Genomic DNA, 25,416 nt, shown 5'->3' with positions numbered 1-25,416 from the left:
CAAAAAAGTTCAGCCAAATTTCAAATTTCAATTTCACCACAATTTCAACTTTAAAAACTTTGTAAACATTCAGTATATGAAAATAAATTGTAACATGCTAAACTAAAGCAAAATAAATAATATAACCGCAAAGGTCGCTATGTAAATCGAAATGTTTCGCAAAGAAAACATATTCAATAACTTAGCGTTTTTTGCGTTCAACATAGCATTCTTTGCGCTTAAAATAAACTTCACAACAATCAGAATTTCAACACTTTAAGCACATTGATTAATTACAAAACTTCTAACTAAACAAAGAATCAACAAATTCTTTCTTTCGAAAAACCTGCAAGTCTTGAATTTTTTCGCCAATACCAATATATTTTACCGGAATATTCAGTTGGTCGGAAATTCCAATAACAACTCCACCTTTTGCCGTTCCATCCAATTTTGTAAGAGCCAGTGCATTCACTTCAGTAGCTTTGGTAAATTGTTTAGCTTGCTCAAAAGCATTTTGTCCGGTAGAACCATCAAGAATAAGTAGTATTTCGTGAGGTGCATCAGGTATTATTTTTTGCATTACTTTCTTTATTTTAGAAAGTTCATTCATCAGATTTACTTTATTATGAAGCCTGCCTGCTGTGTCAACTATCACAATATCAGCATTGTTCGATTTTGCTGAAAAAACGGCATCGTAAGCTACCGAAGCCGGGTCTGAGCCCATTTTTTGCTTAACAATAGGAACATCAACTCGTTCTGCCCAAATGCTAAGCTGATCGATAGCGGCGGCTCTGAAAGTATCGGCTGCTGCAAGAACTACACTTTTTCCTTGTTGCTTAAACTGATATGCCAATTTTCCAATAGTAGTTGTTTTTCCAACACCATTAACTCCCACTACCATAATCACATATGGTGTGTCTTTCTGATCTATTGCAAAACTATCTCCATCAATATTTTTGCTTTCACTTAATAATGATTCTATCTCTTCTTTCAGGATATTATTTAGCTCATTTACACCAAAATATTTGTCTTTCGAAACTCTGTCTTCAATCCTTTCAATAATTTTTATAGTTGTATCAACGCCAACATCCGAAGAAATTAAGACTTCTTCAAGATTATCAAGAACCTCGTCGTCAACCTTCGATTTCCCAACAACTGCCCTTGTGAGTTTCTTAAAAACGCTTTCTTTAGTTTTTGATAAACCCTCGTTCAGCTTATCTTTTTTATCTTTTGTAAATAATCCAAAAAGTCCCATAGTTAAATATTTAAGGCTCAAAAGTATATAAATTTGGTTTAACCTGAAATATGAAGTTTACAAAGTTGAAAGTTTGTAAAGTCGAAAGTTTCAAACACCCACGTACCGCAAGTTTGCAACTTTTGGTTTTTCACTATCCAAATCGAAGTATGGAAACTTTACAACAAGATTAGTTCAGATTAGTCCCACATTTTATCACTTACCTTAAAAACTGAACAGCCGGAATTGCTATTATATCATCGTGGAAATTTTTCAGCTCTAAATCGTTCGATATTAAAAATTTCTTCAAAATCGGTTTGTCAAGCAAATCTGCAAGTCCTCTCAGGTGCCGTGCATCCAAAGCTCTTACTTTATTTGAGTTTTTAATTTCTTTGCAAATATCTGAAAAATATTTCCTATTCCTAATATTACGCCAATATCGGGAATGGCATGCCTGATTTTACGCCCGATAGCTCAATTGAAAGTTTATAAAGAGGAAAAACAATATTCAATGAAGAATTTTAATCGGTTTGTGGTAAGCGAAGTTTGGGAATTTTACTTGGTGAGGGGCTTCTGTTGTGGCAAACTCGGATTACAAATCTGAGCGAGCTGGGTTACAAATCCAAGCAAGCTGAGCATAGTAATTAAAGGGGACTTCTAAAAATAGTTAATTTCAAGGCGTAAGAAATTTTAATACCGCAGTTTACCATTGTAAATGAGGATTTTAAAATTTTGAAACAACGAAGAAATTTGCATTTTTAGATGTTCCCTAAAGTTAGTTACTTCCTATCGTAATGACCTTTGGCAGAAATAACTTCTACAATTACAACTTCATCATTGATAGAATAAATAAGCCGGTTCTTTTTATCTATTCTTCTTGACCATTTTCCTTGCCTGTAGCCTTTTAGTTGTTCAACCTTGCCGGTACCGGTTCTTGGATGTTCAATTAGCTCAAGTAACAGCCTTTAAATTTTATTTGCTATTAGCTTTCCGCCATTCTTTTTCAAAAATGCTATATCTTTCTTTGCCTGAACTGTGATATAAAGAGTGTACATTTTTATAAGCTATCCAGAAAGTTTTTAATTTCATCAGCGGAACTAAGTTTCTCTGAAATGTGACCTTTGTTCTTAATGGCTTTTTTTACAATCTCTACATTTCTTTTGTCAGCCCAAAAAATATCTCCACTTGGGCTTATCTCATAAGGATCACACCTGTGCTCTTTTGGAATATCAACAAGCATATCATCATCACTTATAGGAACAATCTTGTATGCTCGATTTTTGCGCTTAACAACAACTTGTTCATTGTTGTCAATCATATTAAAATACTTTTTTTGATGATCACGAAACTCCCGACTACTTACTATTCTCATTTTTTCCAAATTTAATATTTTGTGTACCAAAACTGGTACAAATTTAATAAATTAATTCAAATGCTAAAGATTTTGGTACAGGTATTTTTGACAAATGCATTTGCATTTTTCTTGACAAGGCTGATTTGCTATAATGCTTCGTTAATGGTGTAAGTTGAAAGTTTATAAAGTTGAAAGCTTGCAAGATTGAAGATTAAAATCTACCGCAAGTTTTCGACTGTGTTTTTTTCAAATTTTATTCAAGCAATGGAAAAAGTGAGAGGCTGACTCGTAGTCAGTCTCTCACTATGAAATTGCCGTTTAGAAAGAAAAACATTTATCATGACAATTGAGTTTTGCCTTTGTTGTTAGATACACGGATTGCAAATCTGTGTGAGTTGGTGGCATTTCTGTTGTTGCAATCTCGGATTACAAATCTGAGTTAGCTGGAATAATAAATATCAGTAAAGTTTCAAATATTTTCCGAAAGGCTTAATAAAATCTTCTTCTGGCATTCTTAGGCTTAAAGATTGTTTACCTTCTAAAGAGAGAATATGATTCTTTATATCTTCTCCAAAAATAAAATCTGCTTTCATTATGAATGGTAATAAATCATAATACTCCATGCTGCCTAGATCATGTGATCTTAACCAAAACCTTGTCAAGTCAAGAAAAAAATCATATCTCAGATTAAATAAATCATCTCTTCTTTTCTTTTTGTTTAGAAAATATTGCATTCCTATAAAACAAAGACCTACTGCTCCAATAACTATAGTTGCAATTGATAAATATATTGTTGCTATTTCCATAATTTAAATATCTATTTCATTTTTTTAATCTTTTACACAACGCACAGAGAATCCATCCCAATTATTATAGCTTCTTAGTATTTGTGAATTTGAATAATGCAAAAGTCTGCATTTTCGACCTGAACTGCCAATAGTTGAAGTCCAAAAATAGGCATATTCTAAAATGTTATCAGACGATTGACTAGTACGGCCAGCACCAAGAGCATTAAATCCATATAAATTTGTTGCTCCGATATTTGGGCTATTCCAATAGTTTGTTCCAGTTCCTTTTAAATTTCCTCCAGCATCTATCCCTCTCCAGCCCGTAGTATCACATTCAATAGTATCGCTGTCCACAAAGTTTTCCAAAGTACACCATTCAGAATCTGTTGGTATATGCCAACCTATTGGACATATACCTTGCGATCCTTCTGTTTGAATATGCATCATTGCTTCATCCCATTCATAAAGCCCTCCATATGTATTACAATAAAGTGTATCGTTGTTGTAACAATATTTTTCAATAATCAAATTATTGGTCTGTGGATAGTTTGTCGGTATCTTTATACCAATATTTATATTCTCAGCCATCCAGCATTGAGTGCCAATTTCAACAGTGCTGTATTGGTTGCCCTCAATATCCGAAATGAAGTCCCCACAGAACCATGAAATGCTGTCTGAAAGATAAACTAAAGTATCCAACCCATTCATTTTAATCTGATAACCTTCACCAGGAGTAATATCCCCAATAAGATTAAAACCATACTGCGGCCAATAGACATGCCCTTTATCATCTTTTACAAGGATAATATTAGTCGTTATTGTATAGAGCATTGTGTCAATTGGTGCAGGAGATTGCCTCAAATAACCAAACATACTCCAGCCTTCTGGTATAGGAACAGGATTGAGTTCAGGGACAACATCTTCTCCGATGATTTGAAGAGAATCAGCATAATTCATTATGACTTTGTAGCCTTCTCCAATAACTATATCTCCAATTTGATTAATGGAAAATATTGGCCAAAAAACATTCCCTTCATCATCTGCTATTAATTCAAGATTGCCAATCACGGAACTAAAAACAGAATCTAAAATTGGAAAGTATGGATTGATATAGGTTGAAATCATTGAAAAGCCTGCCTCTAAAATAATTGACTGAGCATTAGTAGAGTCTGAAATTTCAACACTTTCATGAACAACACAAAAAACTGAATCACTAACTGTTACTGAATAAATTCCCGCTGCCAAATTAAAAATATCCTCAGTAGTTTCTCCATTGCTCCAAATGTATGAATATGGAGGGACACCTCCCAAAACATCAAGTTCGATGGAGCCGTCTGCTGCACTTTCCACAGAAACATCTGTTTTGGTAATCGAAATTGTAATTTCTGATGCAGGCTGAGAAATCTCAAAGGAATCTATAAGGTTTTGACCTGAGGCATCGCTAATAGTCAGAAAATAATTTCCCGAAATGATGTTTGTATAGTTTTGGGTGGTATTACCATCCGACCACAAAAATGAATATGGCGGGAGCCCACCTATCACCGAAATATAAATTGCACCGGTCGAGTCTCCGAAACATGCAACATGACTTAAAGAATCTGAGATTTGCATTTGCGAAACCGCCGAAAGTGATTCCAAACCACTAATCCCACCATTTACAAAATTGCCTTGCTGTGGCATGGGTAGGTAAGTTGCCACAGCATCAAATTCCTGATAATCGGAAGCCCGCCAGATTTTCCACTTAATTTCTTCGTTGGCAGCAAAGCCGTTGTTCATGCCAGTTTCCGTACCATAGGCAAGCAAAGAAACTTGGTTTCCTGTCCATTCGGCATAGCCACCGCAAGCAATGCCTCCCGAATCTAAATCGTAGAAAACTCCGATGTAGTCGCCTGATTGGATTTGTACTCCATTGATTTTGGCAGGAATTGTTGGTTGGGCAAGGATTGTGTGAGAACTTAAAGTAGTATCAACTGCCCAATTTGGCTGAAGCAAAACAGTGATATAGTTTTCTTTTACCAATGTATCGGTAGAAAAACCATTTCCAACTATCAAACTTACAGTATAAACTCCAGGGTTTTGATAAATATGAATAGGATTTTGAATAGTGTCTGTTGTTCCATCTCCAAAATCCCAAAGCCAGTTTGTAGGATTGCTGGTTGTAAGGTCGAAAAATTGGGTAGTATCTCCTACTATTATTATTGTATCAGACGTATGAAAATTTGCAATTGATAGAGGGTGAGAAAGTTTTAATACAAATGCATCCACGTTTCCAGATGTAATATTAAATACTCCACTTTCAGGATCAAAATCAACTGTTCCATTAAAATATCCTGCAGAATAAACATTTTCGCTTAAATCAACATTTAAGCAGTAACCATAATCAGAGTTATTTCCGCCGAAACTTTTCGCCCAAACAAAATTGCCGGAAGAATCTAACTTTGATATAAAAACATCATTTTGACCATTTGAGGTAAGATTATAAACTCCAATATCTGGATCAAAATCAACTGTTCCTTCAAAATATCCTGTTGTATAAACACCTCCAGTAGAATCAATTGTGGTGCAATAACCGACATCACCTTGAATCCCTCCAATACCTTTTGCCCAAATAAAATTACCTGAAGAATTTAGCTTTGATATAAAAACATCATGTTGACCAATTGATGTAAGATTAAAAACTCCTATACCTGGATCAAAATCAACCGTATTATGAAAAAATCCAGTTACATAAATATTTCTGTCAGCATCAGTTGCAATAAAATTGCCTGCATCTGTTGAATTACTTCCAAAGCTTTTCGCCCAAATAAAATTACCTGAAGAATCTAATTTGGAAATAAAAACATCAATTTCTCCATTTGAGGTAAGATTGTAAACTCCAATACCTGGATCAAAATCAACTGTACCGTAAAAAACTCCAGTAATAATAACTTTTTCTGAAGTATCAAGTGTTATTGAATTTCCCGCCATAGTTTCACTTCCACTGAAACTTTTCGCCCAAATAAAATTACCTGAAGAATCTAACTTTGATACAAAAACATCATTTTGACCATTTGAGGTAAGATTATAAACTCCTATACCTGGATCAAAATCAGCGATTCCAACAAATATCCCTGTACTATAAACACATCCAATAGAATCAACAACAATAGACATACAACCATCATTTTCGCTCCCTCCCATAGTTTTTGCCCATATAAAATTACCTAAAGAATCAAACTTTGAAATATAAATGTCATCATTGCCATTTGAAATAAGATTAAAAACTCCTATCCCTGGATCAAAATCGGTTGTATCTTTAAAAAATCCTGACACATAAATATTTCCGAAAGCATCTATATCTATAGAATTTCCACCATCACTTGAATTACTGCCAAAACTTTTTGCCCAAACAAAATTGCCGGAAGAATTTAACTTTGTAATAAAAATATCATTACCTCCATTTGAAGTAAGAAAATAAACTCCTGTATCAGGATCAAAATCTACAATCCCTGCAAAAGTCCCCAATGAGTAAACATTTCCTGCATTATCAACTTCGATAGAACGACACACAGTTGAACTTGTACCCCCAAACCCAACAGCCCATTCAAATTGTGGTTCCTGGGAAAAAAGAAAAATAGTATTGAATAAAAGAATCAGGAAAAAAGTAGCTCTTGCTTTCATAACAATTGGTTTTTTGTGAATATTTCAATGGTTAAAAGTAAAACAATTTGAAATGAAAAGCAAGGTTTTTTCTAAAAAGTTAAAAGTTCTCTAATTCTATGTGCAACTTTGAGTTTCTTCGTGCTCCTCCATGAAACAATTGTTTCACAACGAGACACAATGAAAACATTGAGATTCACAGAGAATGAATAAAACTAAATCCGTGTTTCCTATATTGATTTGATAGAAATATTCATCTTTTCTTTACCTTTAAAAAACCTATCTTTGAAACCTAAAATTTGAAATTATGAAAAAAATACTATTTTATTTACTCTTAATTAGTTATTTGTTTTTTTGGGCTTCTGAAAAAACTATTTTAGCACAGGCATATATAGCCGACAATATATTTTCTGAAATTGTTAAAACCGAAAATGCCAATAATTATTTCGACATTTACCTCTTATTGCACAATTCAGAAAGTCTCGACTCATTAAAGTTTGAGTTTGAAAAAAGGAAAATTTTGGTTTCTGAACGTCCAAAAAAAGTCATTCAACTTTTAAGGAATAATGCTGAAAAAGTCCAGAAAAAACTAATCTATTTTATAAATCTTTATGAAAATAAAAATACGAATAGCTTTAAAAACCTTCGCCAATATTGGATTGCAAATATTATCACTTTAAGTGCAAAACCTGAATTAATTCTGCAACTTGCTGAGAAAAAAGAAATTGAGCTTATATCATTGAACAATGGCGAGATAGTGATGGCTGAACCAGTAGAAAGTCATATGAATGTAAACAAATCTCAAAATGGAGCTGAACCGGGAATTTATGCAATAAATGCTCCGGCCATGTGGGCAATTGGCTACACCGGCAGAAATAGAATTGCCATGGGTGTAGATACAGGAGTAAATTTTAAGCATAAAGCATTAAAAAAACGCTTTCTTGGAAATCATTTGCCTCTAACGCAATGCTGGATGGCTTACAATTATCCTTATCCAGTTGATATTTCGGGACATAGCCATGGAACTCACACCACCGGCACAATGTGTGGATTAGATGCAGAAAACAACGACACCATTGGAGTAGCTTATAATGCGTATTGGATTCATGCCGACCCAATTGTCAGCAATTTGGCAGATGTTCGCCCGCTTGAACTTATTTTAATGTCTTTCGAATGGGCAATAAATCCGGATGGCGATATAAACACAAACGATGATATTCCTGATGTGATAAATAATTCATGGGGATATTATGTCGATAATCCACCGGAAATTTCTCAATGCAACTCGGTAGAAAGTTTTATAATAGATGCATGCGAGGCTGCCGGAGTAGCCATAGTTTTCTCAGCAGGAAATACCGGTCCCGAACCTGGAAGTTTGCACGAGCCTCAATTAATAGCAAAAAGTCTTCTAAACACTTTCACAGTGGGAAGTCTAAATGGGAACACATCAGGATTAACGATTAGCAGTTTTTCGAGTCGTGGACCCACAATTTGTGCCGACACTGGCTCACTCTCAATAAAACCTGAAGTTTCGGCTCCAGGGCAAGATGTTCGTTCGGCTCAAGGAACTGAAGATTATGGAACTTTGTCAGGGACATCGATGGCAGCGCCACATGTTAGCGGGGCAGTACTTTTACTAAAAGAAGCTTATCCCTTCCTCACAGGAACAGAAATCCTCGAAGCCTTATATTATTCAGCTAATGATTTGGGCGACCCGGGCGAAGACAATACTTACGGAATGGGAATAATTGATGTATTTGCTGCCTACAACTATCTTTCTATGAGTCATACTCCGGTGCCACCAGCTTCTCCTGACTGGGATATTTCTATAAATGAAGTTCTAAATCCCAATTTTTCATACACTTGCTTTTCCGAAATTAATCCACAAATAGTAATACAAAACAATGGACAAAACACTATTTCCACTGCCTCTATCACTGTGATGCTTAACAATTTAGAAGTAATATTTTTGTCCCTTACTGAAGATATTCTTGCCGGAGAAACTGATACAGTTACTTTTACCGGAATTCCTTTAACTTTGGGCAGCAACATTATCACTTTTAAAATTACACTTGATACTATTGTTGAAGAATTAGATATTTACAACAATAGAGGTATCGTAGAACTTAAAAGAATTGAAAATCAAGACCTTCCTATTTTTGAAGATTTTGAAAATATTGATCTATTGTCAAATTCATCGCCTTGGTTTTCAGCAAATTACGACTACAACAAAACCTGGCAAACCGATTCTACCAGTGGAATTACAAACAGCTTTTTATCTGCAAATCTTAATTGCTACGACTATATGCCGCGAAACGGGCAGATAGACGATTTAATAAGTCCTTTGATTTCAGTACCTGAAAGCGGTCAAATTACATTGACTTATAAAGTTGCCTACCGAAAAAGAGTTTCTGTCAAAAAAGATTCTTTGAAAATATATGTCTCCACAGATTGTGGAAATAGTTTTGAATATTTGCTATATGCAAATGGCGGAGAAAGCCTGACTACAGTTGATGGAATTGCAAGTGGCAGATTTGTTCCACAGCAAGAATCAGACTGGCGAAAAGATACTATTGATTTATCGCAGTTTGCCGGAAGCAACGAAATTCTAATCAAATTTTCAGGAATAAACGACAATGGCAACGATTTATACCTCGACAATATTAATATTTTTGCTGGAGCAAGTGCCATTGAAGGTGATAATTTTAACAAAGATATTATAAGTATTTTCCCAAATCCCGCACAAAACCAGCTTTTTGTTAACTATAATCTAAACAACAAAACTGATTCAAGAGTCTTAATTTCTGATTTATCCGGCAAAACTCTGCAAATTTTTAATCTAAAAAACAGAAAGTCAGGACAGTTAAAACTTGATATAAGCAAGCTTAAACCGGGCTTTTATTTTGTGAATTTTGAAAATCAAAGTTCGAGGCAATATTTTAAGTTTATTAAAATGTAAAACATCCGGTTTTCTAATAATTTCAAAAGTAAATTTATGGTAGTTTCATTGTAATCAATATTTTCCACTGCAAAGCATTTACTTAATAAATAATGAAAAGCCCAGAAAACATAATAATAAGCCCAATAGCTTACGTAAGAAATTGCCGCAAAATTCCAACAGACGATAATTGGGCAGAAGTAATTTCAGAAATAGAATTAATTGAATCTCTGCCAATTGAATGTTTTGATGGCATTGAACAATTTTCACATTTAGAAATAATATATCATTTTCATAAAGTAGATAAAATCTTGTGTGGCAGTTTTCACCCTCGTGAAAATATGGAACTTCCTGAAACAGGCATTTTTGCTCAGCGAAAAAAAAACAGACTAAATACCTTGGGTTTGTGCACCGTCAATCTTCTAAAAAAGGAAGGAAGAACATTGTTTGTTTCAAATTTTGATGCTATAGACCAAACTCCAATAATTGATATAAAACCCGTTTTTGTGGAGTTTTTACCGAAAGGTGAAATAAAACAAGCCAAGTGGACAAAAGAAATTATGAAAAATTATTGGTAAAAACCAAATACTTCAGAAATATAATATAAGTTTTTTTCAACCAAAGACTTAATAAAATTATTACTTTTGCTTTGTCAAATTGTGAAATTATAAGTAAATGTGGATCGTTGTAGCACGGATAATTTTAAGAAATAGAGCAGTATTTCTTACAGCATTGGGATTGATTACCATTTTCATGGCATATCAAGCATCAAAAATATCTATTTCTTACGAATTTGCACCATTACTTCCTGAGCACGATACAACTTTTATTGAATATCAAGAATTTAAAAAAAAGTTTGGCGAAGATGTAAATATCTTGGTGATAGGTGTACAGGATCCGGATTTCTTTAAGCTTAACAAGTTTAATGATTGGAAAAAACTTGGCGATAGCCTGGCAAATATTCCAGGTGTAAATGGAATAGTATCGATTGGGCATAGCTACAATATCCTCAAAAATTCTCAAACCAAAAAATTTGAGATTAAGCCAATTTTTTCTGATGCAATTTCTTCACAAAAAGAATTAGATAGCCTTGCTAAAGTTTTATATTCCTTGCCATTTTATAACGGAATGCTTTACAACGATAGCACCAAAACCTATCTGCTGGCTCTAACCATAAATAAAGATTTATTAAATTCTCGCGACAGAGAACAGCTTATTGCTAACATTGAAAAACTTACACATCAATTTGAAGAGAAGTATGATCTTCATCTCCGACATTCAGGACTTGCATATACCCGAACTTTGGTTACCCAAAAAATCCGAACAGAACTTTCTTTATTTGTTGTACTGGCTTTGCTTGTTTCTGCTACAATATTATTTTTATTTTTCAGATCGTTCAAAGTAATAATTTTCCCTATCCTCGTTGTTTGCATTGGTGTGATTTGGGCTGTTGGCTCAATGGTTCTTTTTCATTATCAAATTACAATTCTAACGGGTTTGATACCTCCATTGATTATTGTAATTGGAATTCCAAATAGTGTTTTTCTCCTGAACAAATACCATCAGGAATATAAAAATCATGGGAACAAAATTAAAGCTCTTCAACGAGTAATTCATAAAATTGGGAATGCAACATTTCTTACAAATTTAACAACTGCAGCTGGTTTTGCAACTTTTATCCTCACAAGCAGCGATATTCTAAAAGAGTTTGGAATAATTGCATCTCTGAATATTATGGGAGTTTTTGCACTGTCAATTTTACTGATTCCTATATTTTTCAGTTTTACATCTGCACCAACCAATAGGCAAACACGACATCTCGAAAACAAAATAATGCGGAATATTGTAAAATATCTTGTGCACTTTACAATTAACAGTCGCACAGTAATTTACTCCGCTACTGCATTGCTTTTAATATTAGGAGGAATTGGGATTTCTCTGATGAAAAATACTGGTTACATACTTGCAGACGTTCCTAAGGACGATCCTATTTTTTTGGATTTAAAATTTTTCGAGAAAAATTTTAACGGTGTCATGCCTCTCGAAATCGTAATTGATACTAAAAAGAAAAATGGAGTTTATAATTTATCTACTCTTAAAAAAATTGCCAAGCTCCAAACCGAATTAGAAAAATATCCACAACTATCAACATCGTTTTCTATTGCCGATGCCTATAAATTTCTGCGGCAAGCCTACTACAGTGGCAAAGAAAAACACTATAAACTTCCGAGTAAACAAGAAACCGGATTTATAATGAAGTATATCTCGAAAGACGATTCTAAGAACAAACTGATTAGTTCTTTTATAGACAGCACTAAACAAATTGCCCGAATAAGTTTCAAAATTGCAGATGTTGGCACCGACATCATGGTAGAACTGAACGAAAATATTAATAAAGATATCAACAAAATATTTCCGAAAGATAAATTTGATGTTTCATTGACTGGCACAAGTATAGTCTATTTTAAGGGAGCTAACTATCTGATTAGAAATCTTTTTACAAGTCTAATTCTTGCTATATTTGTTATATCGCTGTTTATGACCTGGATGTTTTCATCCTTGCGAATGACAGTAATTTCCTTAATTCCAAATCTTATACCTCTCTTGCTGACGGCTGCTATTATGGGATATTTTGGAATTCCAATTAAACCTTCAACTGTTTTGGTTTTTAGTATTGCCTTTGGAATTTCGGTGGATGGCTCAATTCATTTTCTTGCAAAACTACGACAGGAGCTAAAAGTTACCGATTGGGATATTAGCAAATCGGTAATTTCGGCAATAAACGAAACCGGTGTAAGCATGTTATATACCTCAGTAATTTTGTTTTTTGGTTTTGGAATATTTGTTGCATCAAGTTTTGGTGGTACTGTGGCACTTGGGATGCTTGTTTCAATCACCCTATTTGTTGCAACTCTTTCGAATTTGCTTTTACTTCCATCTTTATTGCTTTCGCTCGAAAGTTCGATAACCAAAAAATCCTTCAAAGAGCCACTACTGCAAATTCTTGAAGAAGAAGAAGATATTGAGTTGGAGGATTTGAGGTTTTAATATTTCATCAAATCAAAACGTCTTAAAACCAATTATTTCGCGAACTTCCTGAACTGTTTTTTTGGAACTTAACTGAGCTTTTTCCTGCCCCAATTTTGCAACTTCGTGCAAGTATTTTTCATCAGAATAAATATCATTGATTTTTTCCCTAATAGGAGAAATGAACTTATTCAAATCTTCGGCAAGTTGTTTTTTCAAATCGCCATAGCGTATCTCACAGCTTGCATATTTTTCTTTAAAAAACTGCACGGTATCTTTCGCAGAAACAATATCCATAATTGTAAACAAATTTTGAACGGGCTCAGAAATTTTCTGGTTCATTTCAGTAGGACCGCTATCTGTTACGGCTCGCATCACTTTTTTCTTAATTGTTTTTTCATCGTCGATAAGGAAAATTCCGTTCCCTTCCGATTTGCCCATTTTTCCGCTACCGTCGAGTCCGGGAATCTTAATCAATTCATTGCCAAAGTTATATGCCTGAGGTTCGTTAAAATAATTTACTTTATAGATATGATTGAAGCGTTTGGCAAATTTACGAGCCATTTCGAGATTTTGTTCCTGATCTTTTCCAACAGGAACTTTCTCGGCATTATGAATTAAAATATCGGCAGTCATCAAAACCGGATATGTAAGCAGACCTGCATTTACGTTTTCTGGCTGTTGTCGCACTTTATCTTTGAAAGAAGTTGTCCTTTCCAATTCGCCAATATAACTATTCATATTGAGCAAAAGATACAATTCGGCGGTTTCGGGCAAATCGCTCTGAATATAGATTGTTGCTTTCTCCGGATCTAAACCACAGGCAAGATATTCTGCAAATACTTGTCTTACACTATTATGAAGGTCGCCCGGGGTTGGATGCGTTGTTAGAGAATGATAGTCGGCAATGAAAAAATAGCAGTCGTTCTCTTCCTGCATTTTCAAGAAATTCTGCATTGCTCCAAAATAATTGCCTATATGTAAGTTGCCCGTAGGCCTGATTCCGCTTAATACTATTCCCATAATTAAAATTTTAAAATAATTTGCAAATTTACTACGAATTTTGACAATTCACTACCCGACTTCTCCTGATTTTGTTTTTTTAATAAATCAACTTCCAATCCTATTCTAAGGAGTATTATAATTGTGAATTATTAATTACAAGAAGTTTGACATTCCTGCGAATGCAGGAATCCTTTCAAAATTTTGTTTGCTTTAATGAGATCCCTGCTTTCTCAGGAAAGATTGCAGGGACTCTTTTCTTTTGCAACTTTCCAAAGAGTAATAAGCTTTTTGAATTGGGGCAAATAAATTTGTATAAACTAAATTCAAAGAAGAGTTCATTTAATACAAAATGCTTAATTTTATAATTTAATTACAACTAACTATGTGCTAACAAAGAAAATGAACAATATTAAATAATTATCAAATCATCGGATGACTAAAACAAAAATCATGAAAAAAAACTTTTTTCTTTTTATTCTATTATCTGTCATTTCAGTTTCCTCTTATTCTCAAAATTTCAACTACGACTGGCTTTTATATTCTGATGACCAAGCCTCCGAGTATTATTCAAATACAATCTATGAAACAGATGTTGATGAATTTGGTAATACTTATTATCTCATGGAATACGGTAGTGATACAACCCTATTTTATTATATTGACACTGTTGCATTAACAATAGGTGGTCGATATTTATTAAAATTATCGCCAGATGGACATGCTCTTTGGGCGAAAAAGCACCTATTAAGTTATTTTTCGTGGCCTAGAATGTATATAGATAATTATGGTAATATATATATATTAGCACATAATGCCGGTGGTGGCTTTGTTTGGAATGGGAGTTGGTTTTATCCCCAATACTCTGATGGTGTAGTTTTGGCTAAATATGATCAATATGGCAATGAACAATTTATTACAGATATTGGCATAACTCAAACAACTTATCAGTATGAAATAACTTCAGATCAAGCAGGAAATATTTATATATTTGGGAGGTATGCAGGTACAATCTCAATGAATAATACTACAATTATGTCAAATCCAGGCGATTATGATGGTTATATATTAAAACTTGATACAATTGGGAATTTATTATCGTCAAAAACCATACAGGGAATAAATACTGAAAGTGTTTCAAATATCCAATTTGTAGAGAATAATATATTTATTAGTGCATTTTCATTATCGCCATCTTGTACATTTAATGGTTTAACTTTGTTTAGTAATTCTGGGAGTAATGTTACCCCAATTTTTTTAAAATATGATCAAAATTTCAATTTGCTTCTTATAGATACAATTTGTCTGGGAGGAAGTTTAATTGCGAATAGTTGTTTTGCAACCAATGGAGATATTTATGGTACTAGCTATTTTTATGATTCTATGATAGTTATAGGTAGTGATACATTATATAACAATTCTTCGCAAAATTCAAATGAATTAGTAGTCGCTCGTTTCGATAGTTTAATGAATCCAATCTGGGCTTTTTCAACTCAAGGTTTACATACCTATAATGCACACCAAATTTTTCTAAGTAGTCAAAATGATTTGCATATAGCAATTAAACCTGCTTTTACACCATTTTCCTCCTCCTACATAATTGGTCAAGACACATTTCAATTAGATAATCCTAGTTATGTTATATTTATTTTAGATTCTTCCGGCCAAGTAAAATTTGTTGATATTCCTATACTAAAAGATAGTACATATTTTCTATGGCCTCATCTAAAAATGAATGCAACCGGAATATACATTTCCGATGAAGTATTTTATTCAGAATTTACTTTTGGAATGGATACTTTTTTAATTGATTCACCTCCAGTATATTGGGATTTGGATTTCATTTTTTGTAAAATAGATATAAGTTTTCCAGAACCCACAAAACAATTTATAGACTTATTGGAAGGTTGGTCAATAATTTCAACATATATTGATGCCGATTTTCCAAACTTTGATTCTGTTTTTTCCGAAATTGATACCAATCTTATAATAATGAAAGATGAAGCAGGCCTGGTTTATTGGCCGCTATACAATATAAACAATATTGGAGATTTATCGATTGGCGAAGGCTATCAGGTAAAAATGGATACTTTCAAAATACTTGAAGTTGCCGGCATTCCTGTTGTCCCCGAAACAACACCGGTAAATTTGCTGGCTGGCTGGAATATTCTGGGCTACCTTCGCCAAAACAGCGGAGCAATAGACACTATACTTACAGGAATCTCGCAAAATATTATTATGGCAAAAAGTGGTGTTGGTTTGGTTTATTGGCCTTTGTATGGTATAAATAATATTGGAAATATGAACCCAGGCGAAGGCTACCAAATAAAAATGCTGGCATCGGATACATTATTGTATCCTCCAAATTAATGTATAAGTTTTTCGATAATTCGGCATTTATATGGCTTGAATTCGCTAATAAAAAATTATCAAATAAATAATTGGAATTCCGATTCCAATTGCTGTGAGCCATGCTCCTCTGCCGGTGATTCCTTTTTTTCCTCTGATAATAAATAAACCACTTACTGCTAACAAAAAAAGTCCGATTACATACATATCCGAAAAAATTGTCCACCAATTTATAGGATTATAATGTAGATAGTTTACCTGATGCAAAAATTGTCGTTTGTCCTTTTTTTCAATTAGTCCACTTCCCGAACTAAGATCAATATCAATATTTCCTCCTTTCAGGAAAATTTTCATTCTGCTACTATTAGGAAAAAAATGCTTTTTATAGTTTTCTTTTTCGCCAAAAATTTCCAGCATATTTAGAACAGCTTCTTCGGTAATTTGCGATTTTTCCTGAGGTAAATCAACTGCAATTTGTTGATATTCGACACTAAAGTTAGGATTCCAATCGTCGATATGATTTATTGCAATTCCTGAAACTGCATAAATTATTGTCATCCCGAAGAAAAAATATCCTAAATCCCGATGAATTATTCTATTCCATTTTCTCCATTTAATTTTCATAGTCTGTTTCTTTTTTGTTCCCATTTTTTTCTATTAAAAAAGGTCAAGTTTTCTTGACCTTTTTTAATTTTTATTTTGCATTCCTGGGATTGTTTGCTAAGGTTTGTAAATAAATAAAGTATTCAAAATGTACGAAGATATTTTGTTTATTTTCAAGGTGTAAAAGTTGCGAATAGCCACAGTTTATTTAATGCTTTTACAAGGAAGAAAATGAACAAAAGAGCAAGTAAAAATGGATAGTTTATTTATTTACGAACCCTAAAATCAAATTTACATCTTTAAGCTGCAGAAATGAATTAAATTTTTCTACAATATTTGAAAGTTGTAAAGTATTAATATTAACTAAAAATTATTCTTTTATTTTTAGTTCGTGTGCAACAATCGAATAAAAAGAGATATGATCTTTTCCACTTTCTGCAATCATTTTTCTAAAATCCTCAATTTGTTGATAAGGATCGGTATGGCTTCCCTGATCAGCAGCTTCACCAAGACCTTCACTATGTTCATGTTCCTCGCCTTCAGCATGTTCTTCTCCTTCGGCATGATCGTGTTCTTCTCCTTCGGCATGATCTTGTTCTGCAAGTTCTATATCAATTTCTACTTGCCATTCCTGAAGATATTCTTCGTCAATTCTGAGTTCTTCAACAACACCTTTAATATATACATCGTTGCCTTCCATATCGGTATTAAAGGTTTGCATTCCTTCGCCAACAAGGATTTTCACTCTGTCTTCACTTTCTTCACATGCAAGAAACATTCTCTCACCACCATGTTCGCACACATGACTAACACTACCTTCGATACGAATATCGTTTGCAACAAGGGTTTCGGCATTTTCAAGGAAGGAATCGGGTGAATAAATTTTTTCACATTCCAATTCTTTTTTTTCAGCTGTAAGTTCAGATTTTTCTTCCTTTTTAGTTTCGGTATTTCCGCATGAAACTAAAAAAGCAACAGCAACAATCGCAATAAAAAGTTTTCTCATTATAGTTTGTTTTTTTAATAAATAATAATTTGCAAAATAAGTAAAAATCTATGTGAAAACAGCAAGCTAATTTCTATTTTTCTTTGCAAAAAATGTCTTATTTTAAAATAAGAATGATTTAACAACAAGAAATTTTGAAACAAATATGCTTCAGCTTTATTGAAAGTCGATGCAAGTTAATATCTATAAATGCTCTCGATTTGGTATAATTATTCCTTGACCAAAGCCTGTGTATAAATTTTATACTCTTTAGAATTTACCCATGTACAATTTATGCTGCCCTGAATTTTCCAACCTTCTTTAACTAAATCATTTACTGACTCGATCAATTTTTTTAAAAATTTTTTTTCTACAACTGTGTATTCCATTTTGACAAAATTTTAAGTTTAAATTCAATATTTCATATTTATTAATCGAACAAAAATAAATATTTTTATAAAAAACAATATTTTATCCTCTCTTTTTATTAAAAAATGATTTAATTAAATCGGAACATTCGTTATGTAATATGCCCGAAACAATCTGTGTCTTCGGTTGAAGAATACATTTTTTAAGACTTAAAAAACCTCGTTTTTCATCGAAAGCTCCAAAAACCAATTTATCTATCTGCGACCAAAACAAAGCACCGGCACACATTACACAAGGTTCTAAACTCACATACAAAGTACAGCCCGACAAGTACTTACCTCCAATAAAATTGCTTGCTGAGGTAATTGCAAGCATTTCAGCATGTGCAGTAACATCTTGCAAACTTTCTACCAAATTGTGAGCACGAGCAATCACCTGATTTTGACAGACACATACTGCTCCCACCGGTACTTCATCTTTTTCGTAAGCTATCAGAGCTTCCTGATATGCGATTTTCATAAAATATTCGTCGGAAAACATACAAAAATATTGAGCTTAATTTATTTCTTCCAAAATCATAGAAATGGGATAATGGTCGCTAAATCCGCTTGCATTATATTGACTTGAGGGTCTTCCAAATCTTATTGGGTCGGGATAGTCGCCACCAGAAACCATTTCGGGAAACATTTCGATTTTCACTATTGGTTTTCCATTAGTATCAATAGCAAGTTTGAAATCGCTATTTTCATTTACAATTGCTTTTGAAACTAAAAACTGGTCTAATACATTTGCAAAATTATCGTAATAATATGTTCCTAATCCTGATGACATAATATCCCACATAAGATTCAACAATCGTGGCGAAAAGGAATTTCTTACTTTCATCTCAAGATGCGTACTTAAAGCATATTCGGTAATTGACCTGCTAAATGGTTCGTCGTTGAAATCGCCCATAACAACAATCGCAATATTGTTGCCCTTAATTTCATGAATTCTCTCTATCCAATAACTTAGTGTTTCGGCAGCAATTATTCGATATGGCTCACTTTCTAAACTCCCGCCAGATTTTGCAGGCCAATGATTGCCTATAAAAACAATATCTTTAGCTTCATTAGTTTTGAAATTTACTTGAAAAATATCTCTTGTAGCGCTGCGTTTTCGCACAACATAGTTGAATTGTTCTTCGTAATTAAATATCGTTTTATCGTAAATAAATGCGATATCAATGCCCCTTTCATCTTCCATATCGACATGAGCAATTGCATATTTCCTGTTCAAGGGATAAAGTGCAGCTTGAAGCATTTTTAGAACAGCTATATTTTCGATTTCGCACAAACCAAGAATATCCGGTCCTTTATCGTCATTCATTTTCATGATGATTTGTGCAAGCTGAGAGATTTTTTGAGATAAAACAGAACTATCCCATCCTGAAAGTTCGCTGTTCAGATTACTTTGAAGCCATGCTGGTCTGCTTGCAGAATTTTGCATATCGAATAAGTTTTCTACATTCCACCATGCTATAAAATATTTTTGATTCATTTTCTATTTTCCTTTTGTTTGTTAAAAAGCGTTTTCAAAAGTAAATATTTTTACAATAAATCACCAATTATCAGGAAATATCATCAATAAATTTTAATATTGTTTACCGAATGGAATTATACCGAAAGGTAAAAAACAATAATCTTTGAATCCTCTAATTGCCGTTTCCCCTGTAATAACATTCATTTTCGGCGACATGAAAACATTTTTTTGCAATAAGTTCAGTAAATATTGCAAAAATCGCAACTGATATAAATGACAATCCTGCTGATAAATCGCTCCCTAAAGCTAAAAATTATCATACCAGCTTCTGGTTTTTTGTCGTCGAAGATCTTTTAAGATAGACGATTTTACGCTTATAACAAAATTGTAACTTTTTCGCGTTCCGAAAGGAACAAAATTCATTCGCATTTCCCAGCAGTGAAGGTCTCTGTATAGATCAAAAGTTGTGTAGGTAAATTCATTTTTCTCCAAATCGTAACCAGATGAAATGCCCATTTTCCATTTTTTTGTAAATGACAGATCGCCCGAAAAGCGTAGAGTTTGAGTTATATCGCTTTCAAACTTAGGTTTCGTATATTTAATTCCATAATTGACTCGCAAGCTCCAAGGAACATCCCAATCTATATAGTCTTCGTAAAGATCGCCAATTAATTCATCTTCAGCCTCTTTATCTTTTTGGAAATTCTTAGGACTAAGCGAAAAACTTATGTCAAAATTTGCACTTGTAAGTCTGCCTAATTTATTGTTATTCAGCATTTCATAAGAATTATATTTTGTGCCTGACGAATCAATCATATAAGGATCAACTGTTCCACCAAATTTCAAACTAATTTGCTTATTAAACAGTTTTGTGCTACCTGAAAATCTAATTGGAGACCATCGCAATGAATCAGCAAAAACACTGTAAGATGTACTGAAACTCAATTTTTCAAGTATTTTAATTTTCTTAAATTCATCGGTAGTATCATTATCATTTTTTACTTTCATTTCAATATTATTCCCAAGACTCAAATTTATATTCCCTGATTTTCCGCTACTTGATGGTGTTCCATAAATTCCTCCCTCGAAAATTGAGTAAGTTTCTGTAATTCCTGTACTATCTTTTTGGTCAGTTCTTAAATAATTAAAACTTCTGTAATAATCTGGTTTATAGTCGCCCAAATCGGGAGCATAACTAAAACTTGCCGATGGTGTTAGCACATGCCGAACAGCACTGATTTTGTCGCCAAATATTTTTGGATTGGGCTGAAACATACCGTAAACAGTAGGATTTACCGATACCGAAATTTGTGTTGAATAGTCGTGTCCGTAGGCAAATTTGTTTATTGTATCAGAAATAATTTTGCCGTAAGTTGTGCCTTCTTCTGAGTCATAATATTCTGGATCCCAATATTTTTCAATCGTATGTGTATATAATCGCCCCGTATAATTAATCTTAGGAGTAATATTTATCATTTTTAAAGCCTTGAAATTTGCACTTATAGGAATACTATGCTGAAATCCGTTTTGAAAATTCTTCAAAGAGGCATTTGTAAAAAGAAGTGAATCGACAGTATTTATGCGATTTTCTAATTTTGACGAATAACTAATATCAATTTTTTCGTACCATCGCATTTCTCCTGTTGCATTTTTTCTTCTGAAAGGATATTGACGATTCATAGAAAAATTTACAGAGGGTAAAGTAAGGTTTACAGATTTGTTCAAACTATTTTGAGAATGCCGCAAATTTGACGACATATTGAATAGTTTTCCAAAACGCCGATTGTACGAAATGCTCGACGACTTCGTATTTGTCAAATGAGTGTTTGTAGCATAGGTTTGATTTTGGTCGAACGAACTTGTACTAATATTTACATTTGCAGAAAAACTACTTAATGGATTTGCCTTAGAATCCTGACTATGAGACCATTTTATAGAAAAATCTTTTTTGCTTGAATAATCAGGAAAATCCTTTTCGCTCGTTTTGTTGTTATAATATTTCAAATCGAAATTTCCGTTGTACTTATATCTCTTTTTGTATTTCGAAAGAATTGATCCACCGTAAGTACCTTTGGAATATATATCTCCACGAATTGCCAAATCAAAATAGTCGCTTAAAGCAAAATAATATCCACCATTTCGCAAATAGAAACCGCGAGCTTGTTCCTCGCCATATTCCGGGATTAAAACTCCTGAAGCATGTTTTTTATGATTTGGGAAAAAACCGAAAGGAATTATCAAAGGCAAAGGCACATCGGCAAGAACAAGATATGCCGGGCCCGACACAATTTTATCTTCCGGTATCATAATTGCTCTTGTCAGCCCCACATAAAAATGCGGATTTTCGTTTTCGCAAGTTGTATATTTACCTTTGCTTAAATGAATTTGTTTGTTTGCATGCATTTTTGTAATATGACTATGCAAAAAACCTTCAGATTGTGGTGTTATCACATCAATAACATAGGCTTTTTTAGTTCTAAAATTATATCTCATAGTTTTCGCATCAAAAGACTCCTCTCCTTCCGAATATTTTGGTTTTCCGGCAAGTTTCCCGACACTATCGGGGACTCCTTTAGCAAAAACCTCACGAGTTTGCAAATCAATTTCAATATATGCTGCCGTGAGCTCAATTTCCTGATAGTTGATTTTTGCATTTCCATACAAATATACTTTTTGCTCTTTTAGAGAAAATCTTATAGAATCATCGGCATTATAATCAATCGGGAAATCTATGAGGTTATCAGATCTATTTTCTTGCAAAAGAGAATCAGAAATCGTACTGTCATTATTCTCAATATATTCATTTTGAGATAAAGTTGTGCTTGAATCTATGGAAACCGAATCTGTCAAATTTAAATGGACAATGGAAGAATCAGTGCTTGTCGAATCATACAAATTTTGGTTTATTTGAGCAATCTGCTTGTTCGAAAAACAAAGCATACACAAAAATACAATAACAAATATATCTAATTTTATATTCAACTTTTTTACTATATTTGTACTAATAAGTTTATTAATAAAAACTTCAAAACTATAAATAATTTAAGAATGAATAGTTTAAACAAAGCAAATTATACAGATAACATTTGCAAAGCAAAAATCCTGTCAAATTTTACAAAACGAGCAATTTATATTTTTCTTATTTTAGGATTAATTTTTATTAATAGTTTCCATACTTTTTCTCAAAACAACAAAAAATTCATAGTTGTAATAGATCCTGGGCATGGAGGAGACGATCCTGGCACCTCAGGAAAAAAATCGAAAGAAAAAGATGTAGCGCTAACAATTTCCTTAAAAACAGGCAATTATATCAAAAAATACATTGACGATGTTGAAGTATTATATACACGAACAAGCGATACTTATCCTAATTTGTGGGAACGCACAGCTTATGCAAATCAAAACAAAGCCGATTTATTTATTTCTATCCATGCCGATGGTGTTAAGAATAACTCAGTTTACGGAACCTCAACATTTGTTTTGGGATTGCACAAATCGCAAGCAAATTTTGACGTTGCACAGCGAGAAAATTCGGTAATAACTCTCGAAGAAGGATACAAAGAACACTATGAAAACTTCGATCCAAAAGCACCGGAATCCTACATAATGTTCGAATTAGTTCAAAATATTCATCTTGATCAGAGCTTGAATTTTGCAGCAAAAGTTCAATCGCAATTTACCGATCGTGTCCATCGAAAAAACAGAGGCGTAAAACAAGCTGGATTTCTTGTTCTCTGGAATACCACTATGCCCAGCGTTTTGATTGAAACAGGATTTCTTACAAATCCTACCGAAGAAATATTTTTAAATTCCGATCAAGGACAAGACCTTATCGCTTCAGCAATTTTTAGAGCATTCAGAGATTATAAGGAAGAGCTCTATTCAAAAAAAACATATGTTAAAACAGAAAAAACTGAACAAGTCAGTACAATTGAACAGAAACCAAAAGGAGATTCAAAAAAAGATTCAAAAAATATCTGGTTCGAAGTGCAAATATTATCTTCATCGAAAAAACTTGACTTAAACTCATCAAAATTCAAAGGATTAAAAAACATTACTGAAAGACAAATTGATGGGACATTTAAATATTTTGTTGGTAATGAAACAGATTATGAATCGATAGTTGAAATTCAAAACAAAATTAGACAAAGTATTTCCGATGCTTTTACGGTTGCATTCGACAATGGAAAAAAAATTTCAATTAGAAAAGCATTAAAAAAATAAAGAAATAATTTTGAATATGTTTATTGAAAAATTACGTTTGTAGATTATAAAAATTTATTGTTTTGAAAATTTCAACAAATATAAAAATAGGTTTGCTATTTTTTGTGAGCATTGCAGTTCTAATCTGGGGATTTAATTTCCTGAAAGGGAAAAATCTATTGTCAAAATCGACCAATTATTTTATTGTTTACGATAAAATTGGCGGATTAAAAAAATCGAGCATTGTTACAATAAATGGATTTAAAGTAGGGCAAGTTATTGACATAAATTTTTTATCTGATAACTCAGGAAAATTGGTCGTAAATTTCATAATGGAAAACGATATCAAGATTCCAAAAAATAGCACAGCAAGAATCTATAGCATGGATTTGATGGGTTCAAAAGCAATTTCGCTCATCTTCTCCGATTCAGCCAGTATAGCCATTTCCGGCGATACTCTTTTAAGCGACATAGAAAAAGAACTTAAAGAAGAAGTGAATGCACAGATGCTTCCTCTGAAATATAAAGCTGAAGGGCTTATGGGTTCTATCGATTCTGTGCTGGTTGTAATTCAAAACATTTTTACAGAAAACACACGTGAAAATCTTGAACAGACCTTTGCCAACATCAATACTACCATCTACAATCTGGAGAAAACATCCTTAAATTTAAACAAATTTGTTGATGTAGAAAAAGGAAAAGTTTCGAAGATTTTTGCAAATATCCATTCGGTTACAACAATGTTTAGCAGCAGCAGCGGCGAGCTTAAGCATATTATTTCAAATTTTTCAGACATTAGCGATACGCTTGCAGCCATAAAATTTGCCACAACAATTAATAATGCCAACAATACTCTCCAAAATATCAACTCTGTCATTTCAGATATTAACAATGGAAAAGGTTCTATAGGCCAGCTAATTAATGACGATAAACTTTATAAAAATCTCGAAAATTCCAGTAAACAGCTTGACCTCCTTTTGAAAGATATCAGAACAAATCCGAAAAGATATATTCACTACTCACTTTTCGATTTTGGCAAAACAAATGTAATAGACGAAGAAGGAAATGTTATCAAAAAAACAAAAAACAAAAAGAAGAATTCTAAGAAAGAGGAAGATAATGACCTAAGCTATAAAATTCAAATAAGCTCATCGAAAAATAAAGTAGCTCTAAATTCCCGTTTTTTCAAAGGACTCAAAAATATTGAACGCTACAAATACGATGGAGTTTACAAATATACCATCGGCAATAGTCAAAACTTCAATAAAATTCATGCACTTTGCGACTCTATTAGGAATTATTACCCGGATGCTTTTATTGTTGCTACAAAAAATGGCAAACGAGTGAAATTCAAAGGCTCAACTAAAGTTAAGAGTTAGCTTTTGGCTAAAAGCAAATAGCTAACAGCTAAAGGTAAACAGGACA

Annotated in this window: 17 protein-coding genes and 1 pseudogene; 6 read left to right on the top strand and 12 right to left on the bottom strand. The window is 33.1% G+C overall.

Annotated features, from left to right (window positions below; genetic code table 11):
• Positions 1-283 precede the first annotated feature (283 nt).
• The 5 genes and pseudogenes from ftsY to HN894_15275 all read right to left on the bottom strand — a co-directional run bounded on the left by ftsY (position 284) and on the right by HN894_15275 (position 7,015).
• Positions 284-1,234, bottom strand: a complete 951-nt coding sequence (gene ftsY / locus HN894_15295; protein MBT7144688.1) for a signal recognition particle-docking protein FtsY — start codon at positions 1,232-1,234, stop codon at positions 284-286.
• A 758-nt stretch (positions 1,235-1,992) separates the two neighbouring features.
• A pseudogene (locus tag HN894_15290) lies at positions 1,993-2,268 on the bottom strand (Txe/YoeB family addiction module toxin).
• A gap of 2 nt (positions 2,269-2,270) precedes the next feature.
• Positions 2,271-2,585, bottom strand: a complete 315-nt coding sequence (locus HN894_15285; GenBank protein MBT7144687.1) for a hypothetical protein — start codon at positions 2,583-2,585, stop codon at positions 2,271-2,273.
• 440 nt (positions 2,586-3,025) lie between these two features.
• On the bottom strand, positions 3,026-3,373 hold the full coding sequence (locus tag HN894_15280; GenBank protein MBT7144686.1) for a hypothetical protein: 348 nt from the start codon (positions 3,371-3,373) through the stop codon (positions 3,026-3,028).
• 24 nt (positions 3,374-3,397) lie between these two features.
• Positions 3,398-7,015, bottom strand: a complete 3,618-nt coding sequence (locus HN894_15275) for a PKD domain-containing protein (GenBank protein ID MBT7144685.1) — start codon at positions 7,013-7,015, stop codon at positions 3,398-3,400.
• Between the two features lie 286 nt (positions 7,016-7,301).
• Here HN894_15275 and HN894_15270 point away from each other — a divergent pair, with 286 nt between their 5' ends.
• The 3 genes from HN894_15270 (at position 7,302) to HN894_15260 (ending at position 12,980) form a co-directional block, all read left to right on the top strand.
• Positions 7,302-9,953 (top strand): S8 family serine peptidase, encoded by a 2,652-nt coding sequence (locus HN894_15270; protein ID MBT7144684.1) that lies wholly within the window; start codon positions 7,302-7,304, stop codon positions 9,951-9,953.
• A gap of 92 nt (positions 9,954-10,045) precedes the next feature.
• Positions 10,046-10,510 (top strand): SAM-dependent methyltransferase, encoded by a 465-nt coding sequence (locus HN894_15265; protein MBT7144683.1) that lies wholly within the window; start codon positions 10,046-10,048, stop codon positions 10,508-10,510.
• A gap of 97 nt (positions 10,511-10,607) precedes the next feature.
• Positions 10,608-12,980 carry an MMPL family transporter gene (locus HN894_15260; protein ID MBT7144682.1) on the top strand — a complete coding sequence of 791 codons (2,373 nt, stop codon included), beginning with the start codon at positions 10,608-10,610 and terminating at the stop codon, positions 12,978-12,980.
• A gap of 12 nt (positions 12,981-12,992) precedes the next feature.
• Here the strand turns inward: HN894_15260 and trpS are convergent, their stop codons facing one another.
• Entirely contained in the window at positions 12,993-13,982 is a 990-nt protein-coding gene (gene trpS, locus HN894_15255) for a tryptophan--tRNA ligase (GenBank protein MBT7144681.1), read from the bottom strand.
• A 432-nt stretch (positions 13,983-14,414) separates the two neighbouring features.
• Here trpS and HN894_15250 point away from each other — a divergent pair, with 432 nt between their 5' ends.
• Positions 14,415-16,331, top strand: coding sequence for a hypothetical protein (locus HN894_15250; GenBank protein ID MBT7144680.1), 1,917 nt, complete (start codon positions 14,415-14,417; stop codon positions 16,329-16,331).
• A 45-nt stretch (positions 16,332-16,376) separates the two neighbouring features.
• Here the strand turns inward: HN894_15250 and HN894_15245 are convergent, their stop codons facing one another.
• From HN894_15245 to HN894_15220, 6 genes are all read right to left on the bottom strand, one after another.
• Positions 16,377-16,934 (bottom strand): hypothetical protein, encoded by a 558-nt coding sequence (locus HN894_15245; GenBank protein MBT7144679.1) that lies wholly within the window; start codon positions 16,932-16,934, stop codon positions 16,377-16,379.
• Positions 16,935-17,283: 349 nt separating this feature from the next.
• Complete coding sequence (locus HN894_15240; GenBank protein MBT7144678.1) at positions 17,284-17,919, bottom strand: hypothetical protein; 636 nt, start codon at positions 17,917-17,919, stop codon at positions 17,284-17,286.
• Positions 17,920-18,128: 209 nt separating this feature from the next.
• Complete coding sequence (locus HN894_15235; protein MBT7144677.1) at positions 18,129-18,287, bottom strand: DUF1737 domain-containing protein; 159 nt, start codon at positions 18,285-18,287, stop codon at positions 18,129-18,131.
• Positions 18,288-18,369: 82 nt separating this feature from the next.
• A complete protein-coding gene (locus tag HN894_15230) occupies positions 18,370-18,807 on the bottom strand; it encodes a nucleoside deaminase (GenBank protein ID MBT7144676.1) in 438 nt (145 codons plus the stop codon).
• Between the two features lie 15 nt (positions 18,808-18,822).
• The gene (locus HN894_15225) at positions 18,823-19,806 is read right to left on the bottom strand and encodes an endonuclease/exonuclease/phosphatase (GenBank protein MBT7144675.1); all 984 of its coding nucleotides are present in this window, start codon (positions 19,804-19,806) and stop codon (positions 18,823-18,825) included.
• 288 nt (positions 19,807-20,094) lie between these two features.
• On the bottom strand, positions 20,095-22,770 hold the full coding sequence (locus tag HN894_15220) for an LPS-assembly protein LptD (GenBank protein ID MBT7144674.1): 2,676 nt from the start codon (positions 22,768-22,770) through the stop codon (positions 20,095-20,097).
• A gap of 66 nt (positions 22,771-22,836) precedes the next feature.
• On the opposite strand from HN894_15220, the gene HN894_15215 reads away from it, so the two are divergent.
• Both HN894_15215 and HN894_15210 read left to right on the top strand, forming a co-directional pair.
• Positions 22,837-24,012: an N-acetylmuramoyl-L-alanine amidase gene (locus tag HN894_15215; protein MBT7144673.1), complete on the top strand. Its 1,176-nt coding sequence runs from the start codon at positions 22,837-22,839 to the stop codon at positions 24,010-24,012.
• A gap of 62 nt (positions 24,013-24,074) precedes the next feature.
• Entirely contained in the window at positions 24,075-25,370 is a 1,296-nt protein-coding gene (locus tag HN894_15210) for an MCE family protein (GenBank protein MBT7144672.1), read from the top strand.
• The last annotated feature ends 46 nt before the right edge of the window (positions 25,371-25,416 follow it).

The sequence above is a fragment of the Bacteroidota bacterium genome, assembly GCA_018692315.1.
GTDB lineage: Bacteria > Bacteroidota > Bacteroidia > Bacteroidales > JABHKC01 > JABHKC01.
Note: the sequence above shows the minus strand (reverse complement) of the source record. Positions and strands in the feature narration are given on the sequence as shown.

What these genes read in the sequence shown, in the direction of transcription:
- HN894_15245 (MBT7144679.1), bottom strand. Translation starts at nt 16,934, where the DNA reads ATGAAAATTAAATGGAGAAAATGGAATAGAATAATTCATCGGGATTTA.
- HN894_15240 (MBT7144678.1), bottom strand. Translation starts at nt 17,919, where the DNA reads ATGAGAAAACTTTTTATTGCGATTGTTGCTGTTGCTTTTTTAGTTTCA.
- HN894_15265 (MBT7144683.1), top strand. Translation starts at nt 10,046, where the DNA reads ATGAAAAGCCCAGAAAACATAATAATAAGCCCAATAGCTTACGTAAGA.
- HN894_15225 (MBT7144675.1), bottom strand. Translation starts at nt 19,806, where the DNA reads ATGAATCAAAAATATTTTATAGCATGGTGGAATGTAGAAAACTTATTC.
- HN894_15270 (MBT7144684.1), top strand. Translation starts at nt 7,302, where the DNA reads ATGAAAAAAATACTATTTTATTTACTCTTAATTAGTTATTTGTTTTTT.
- HN894_15285 (MBT7144687.1), bottom strand. Translation starts at nt 2,585, where the DNA reads ATGAGAATAGTAAGTAGTCGGGAGTTTCGTGATCATCAAAAAAAGTAT.
- HN894_15275 (MBT7144685.1), bottom strand. Translation starts at nt 7,015, where the DNA reads ATGAAAGCAAGAGCTACTTTTTTCCTGATTCTTTTATTCAATACTATT.
- HN894_15250 (MBT7144680.1), top strand. Translation starts at nt 14,415, where the DNA reads ATGAAAAAAAACTTTTTTCTTTTTATTCTATTATCTGTCATTTCAGTT.
- HN894_15235 (MBT7144677.1), bottom strand. Translation starts at nt 18,287, where the DNA reads ATGGAATACACAGTTGTAGAAAAAAAATTTTTAAAAAAATTGATCGAG.
- HN894_15280 (MBT7144686.1), bottom strand. Translation starts at nt 3,373, where the DNA reads ATGGAAATAGCAACAATATATTTATCAATTGCAACTATAGTTATTGGA.
- HN894_15215 (MBT7144673.1), top strand. Translation starts at nt 22,837, where the DNA reads ATGAATAGTTTAAACAAAGCAAATTATACAGATAACATTTGCAAAGCA.
- HN894_15260 (MBT7144682.1), top strand. Translation starts at nt 10,608, where the DNA reads ATGTGGATCGTTGTAGCACGGATAATTTTAAGAAATAGAGCAGTATTT.
- trpS (MBT7144681.1), bottom strand. Translation starts at nt 13,982, where the DNA reads ATGGGAATAGTATTAAGCGGAATCAGGCCTACGGGCAACTTACATATA.
- ftsY (MBT7144688.1), bottom strand. Translation starts at nt 1,234, where the DNA reads ATGGGACTTTTTGGATTATTTACAAAAGATAAAAAAGATAAGCTGAAC.
- HN894_15230 (MBT7144676.1), bottom strand. Translation starts at nt 18,807, where the DNA reads ATGTTTTCCGACGAATATTTTATGAAAATCGCATATCAGGAAGCTCTG.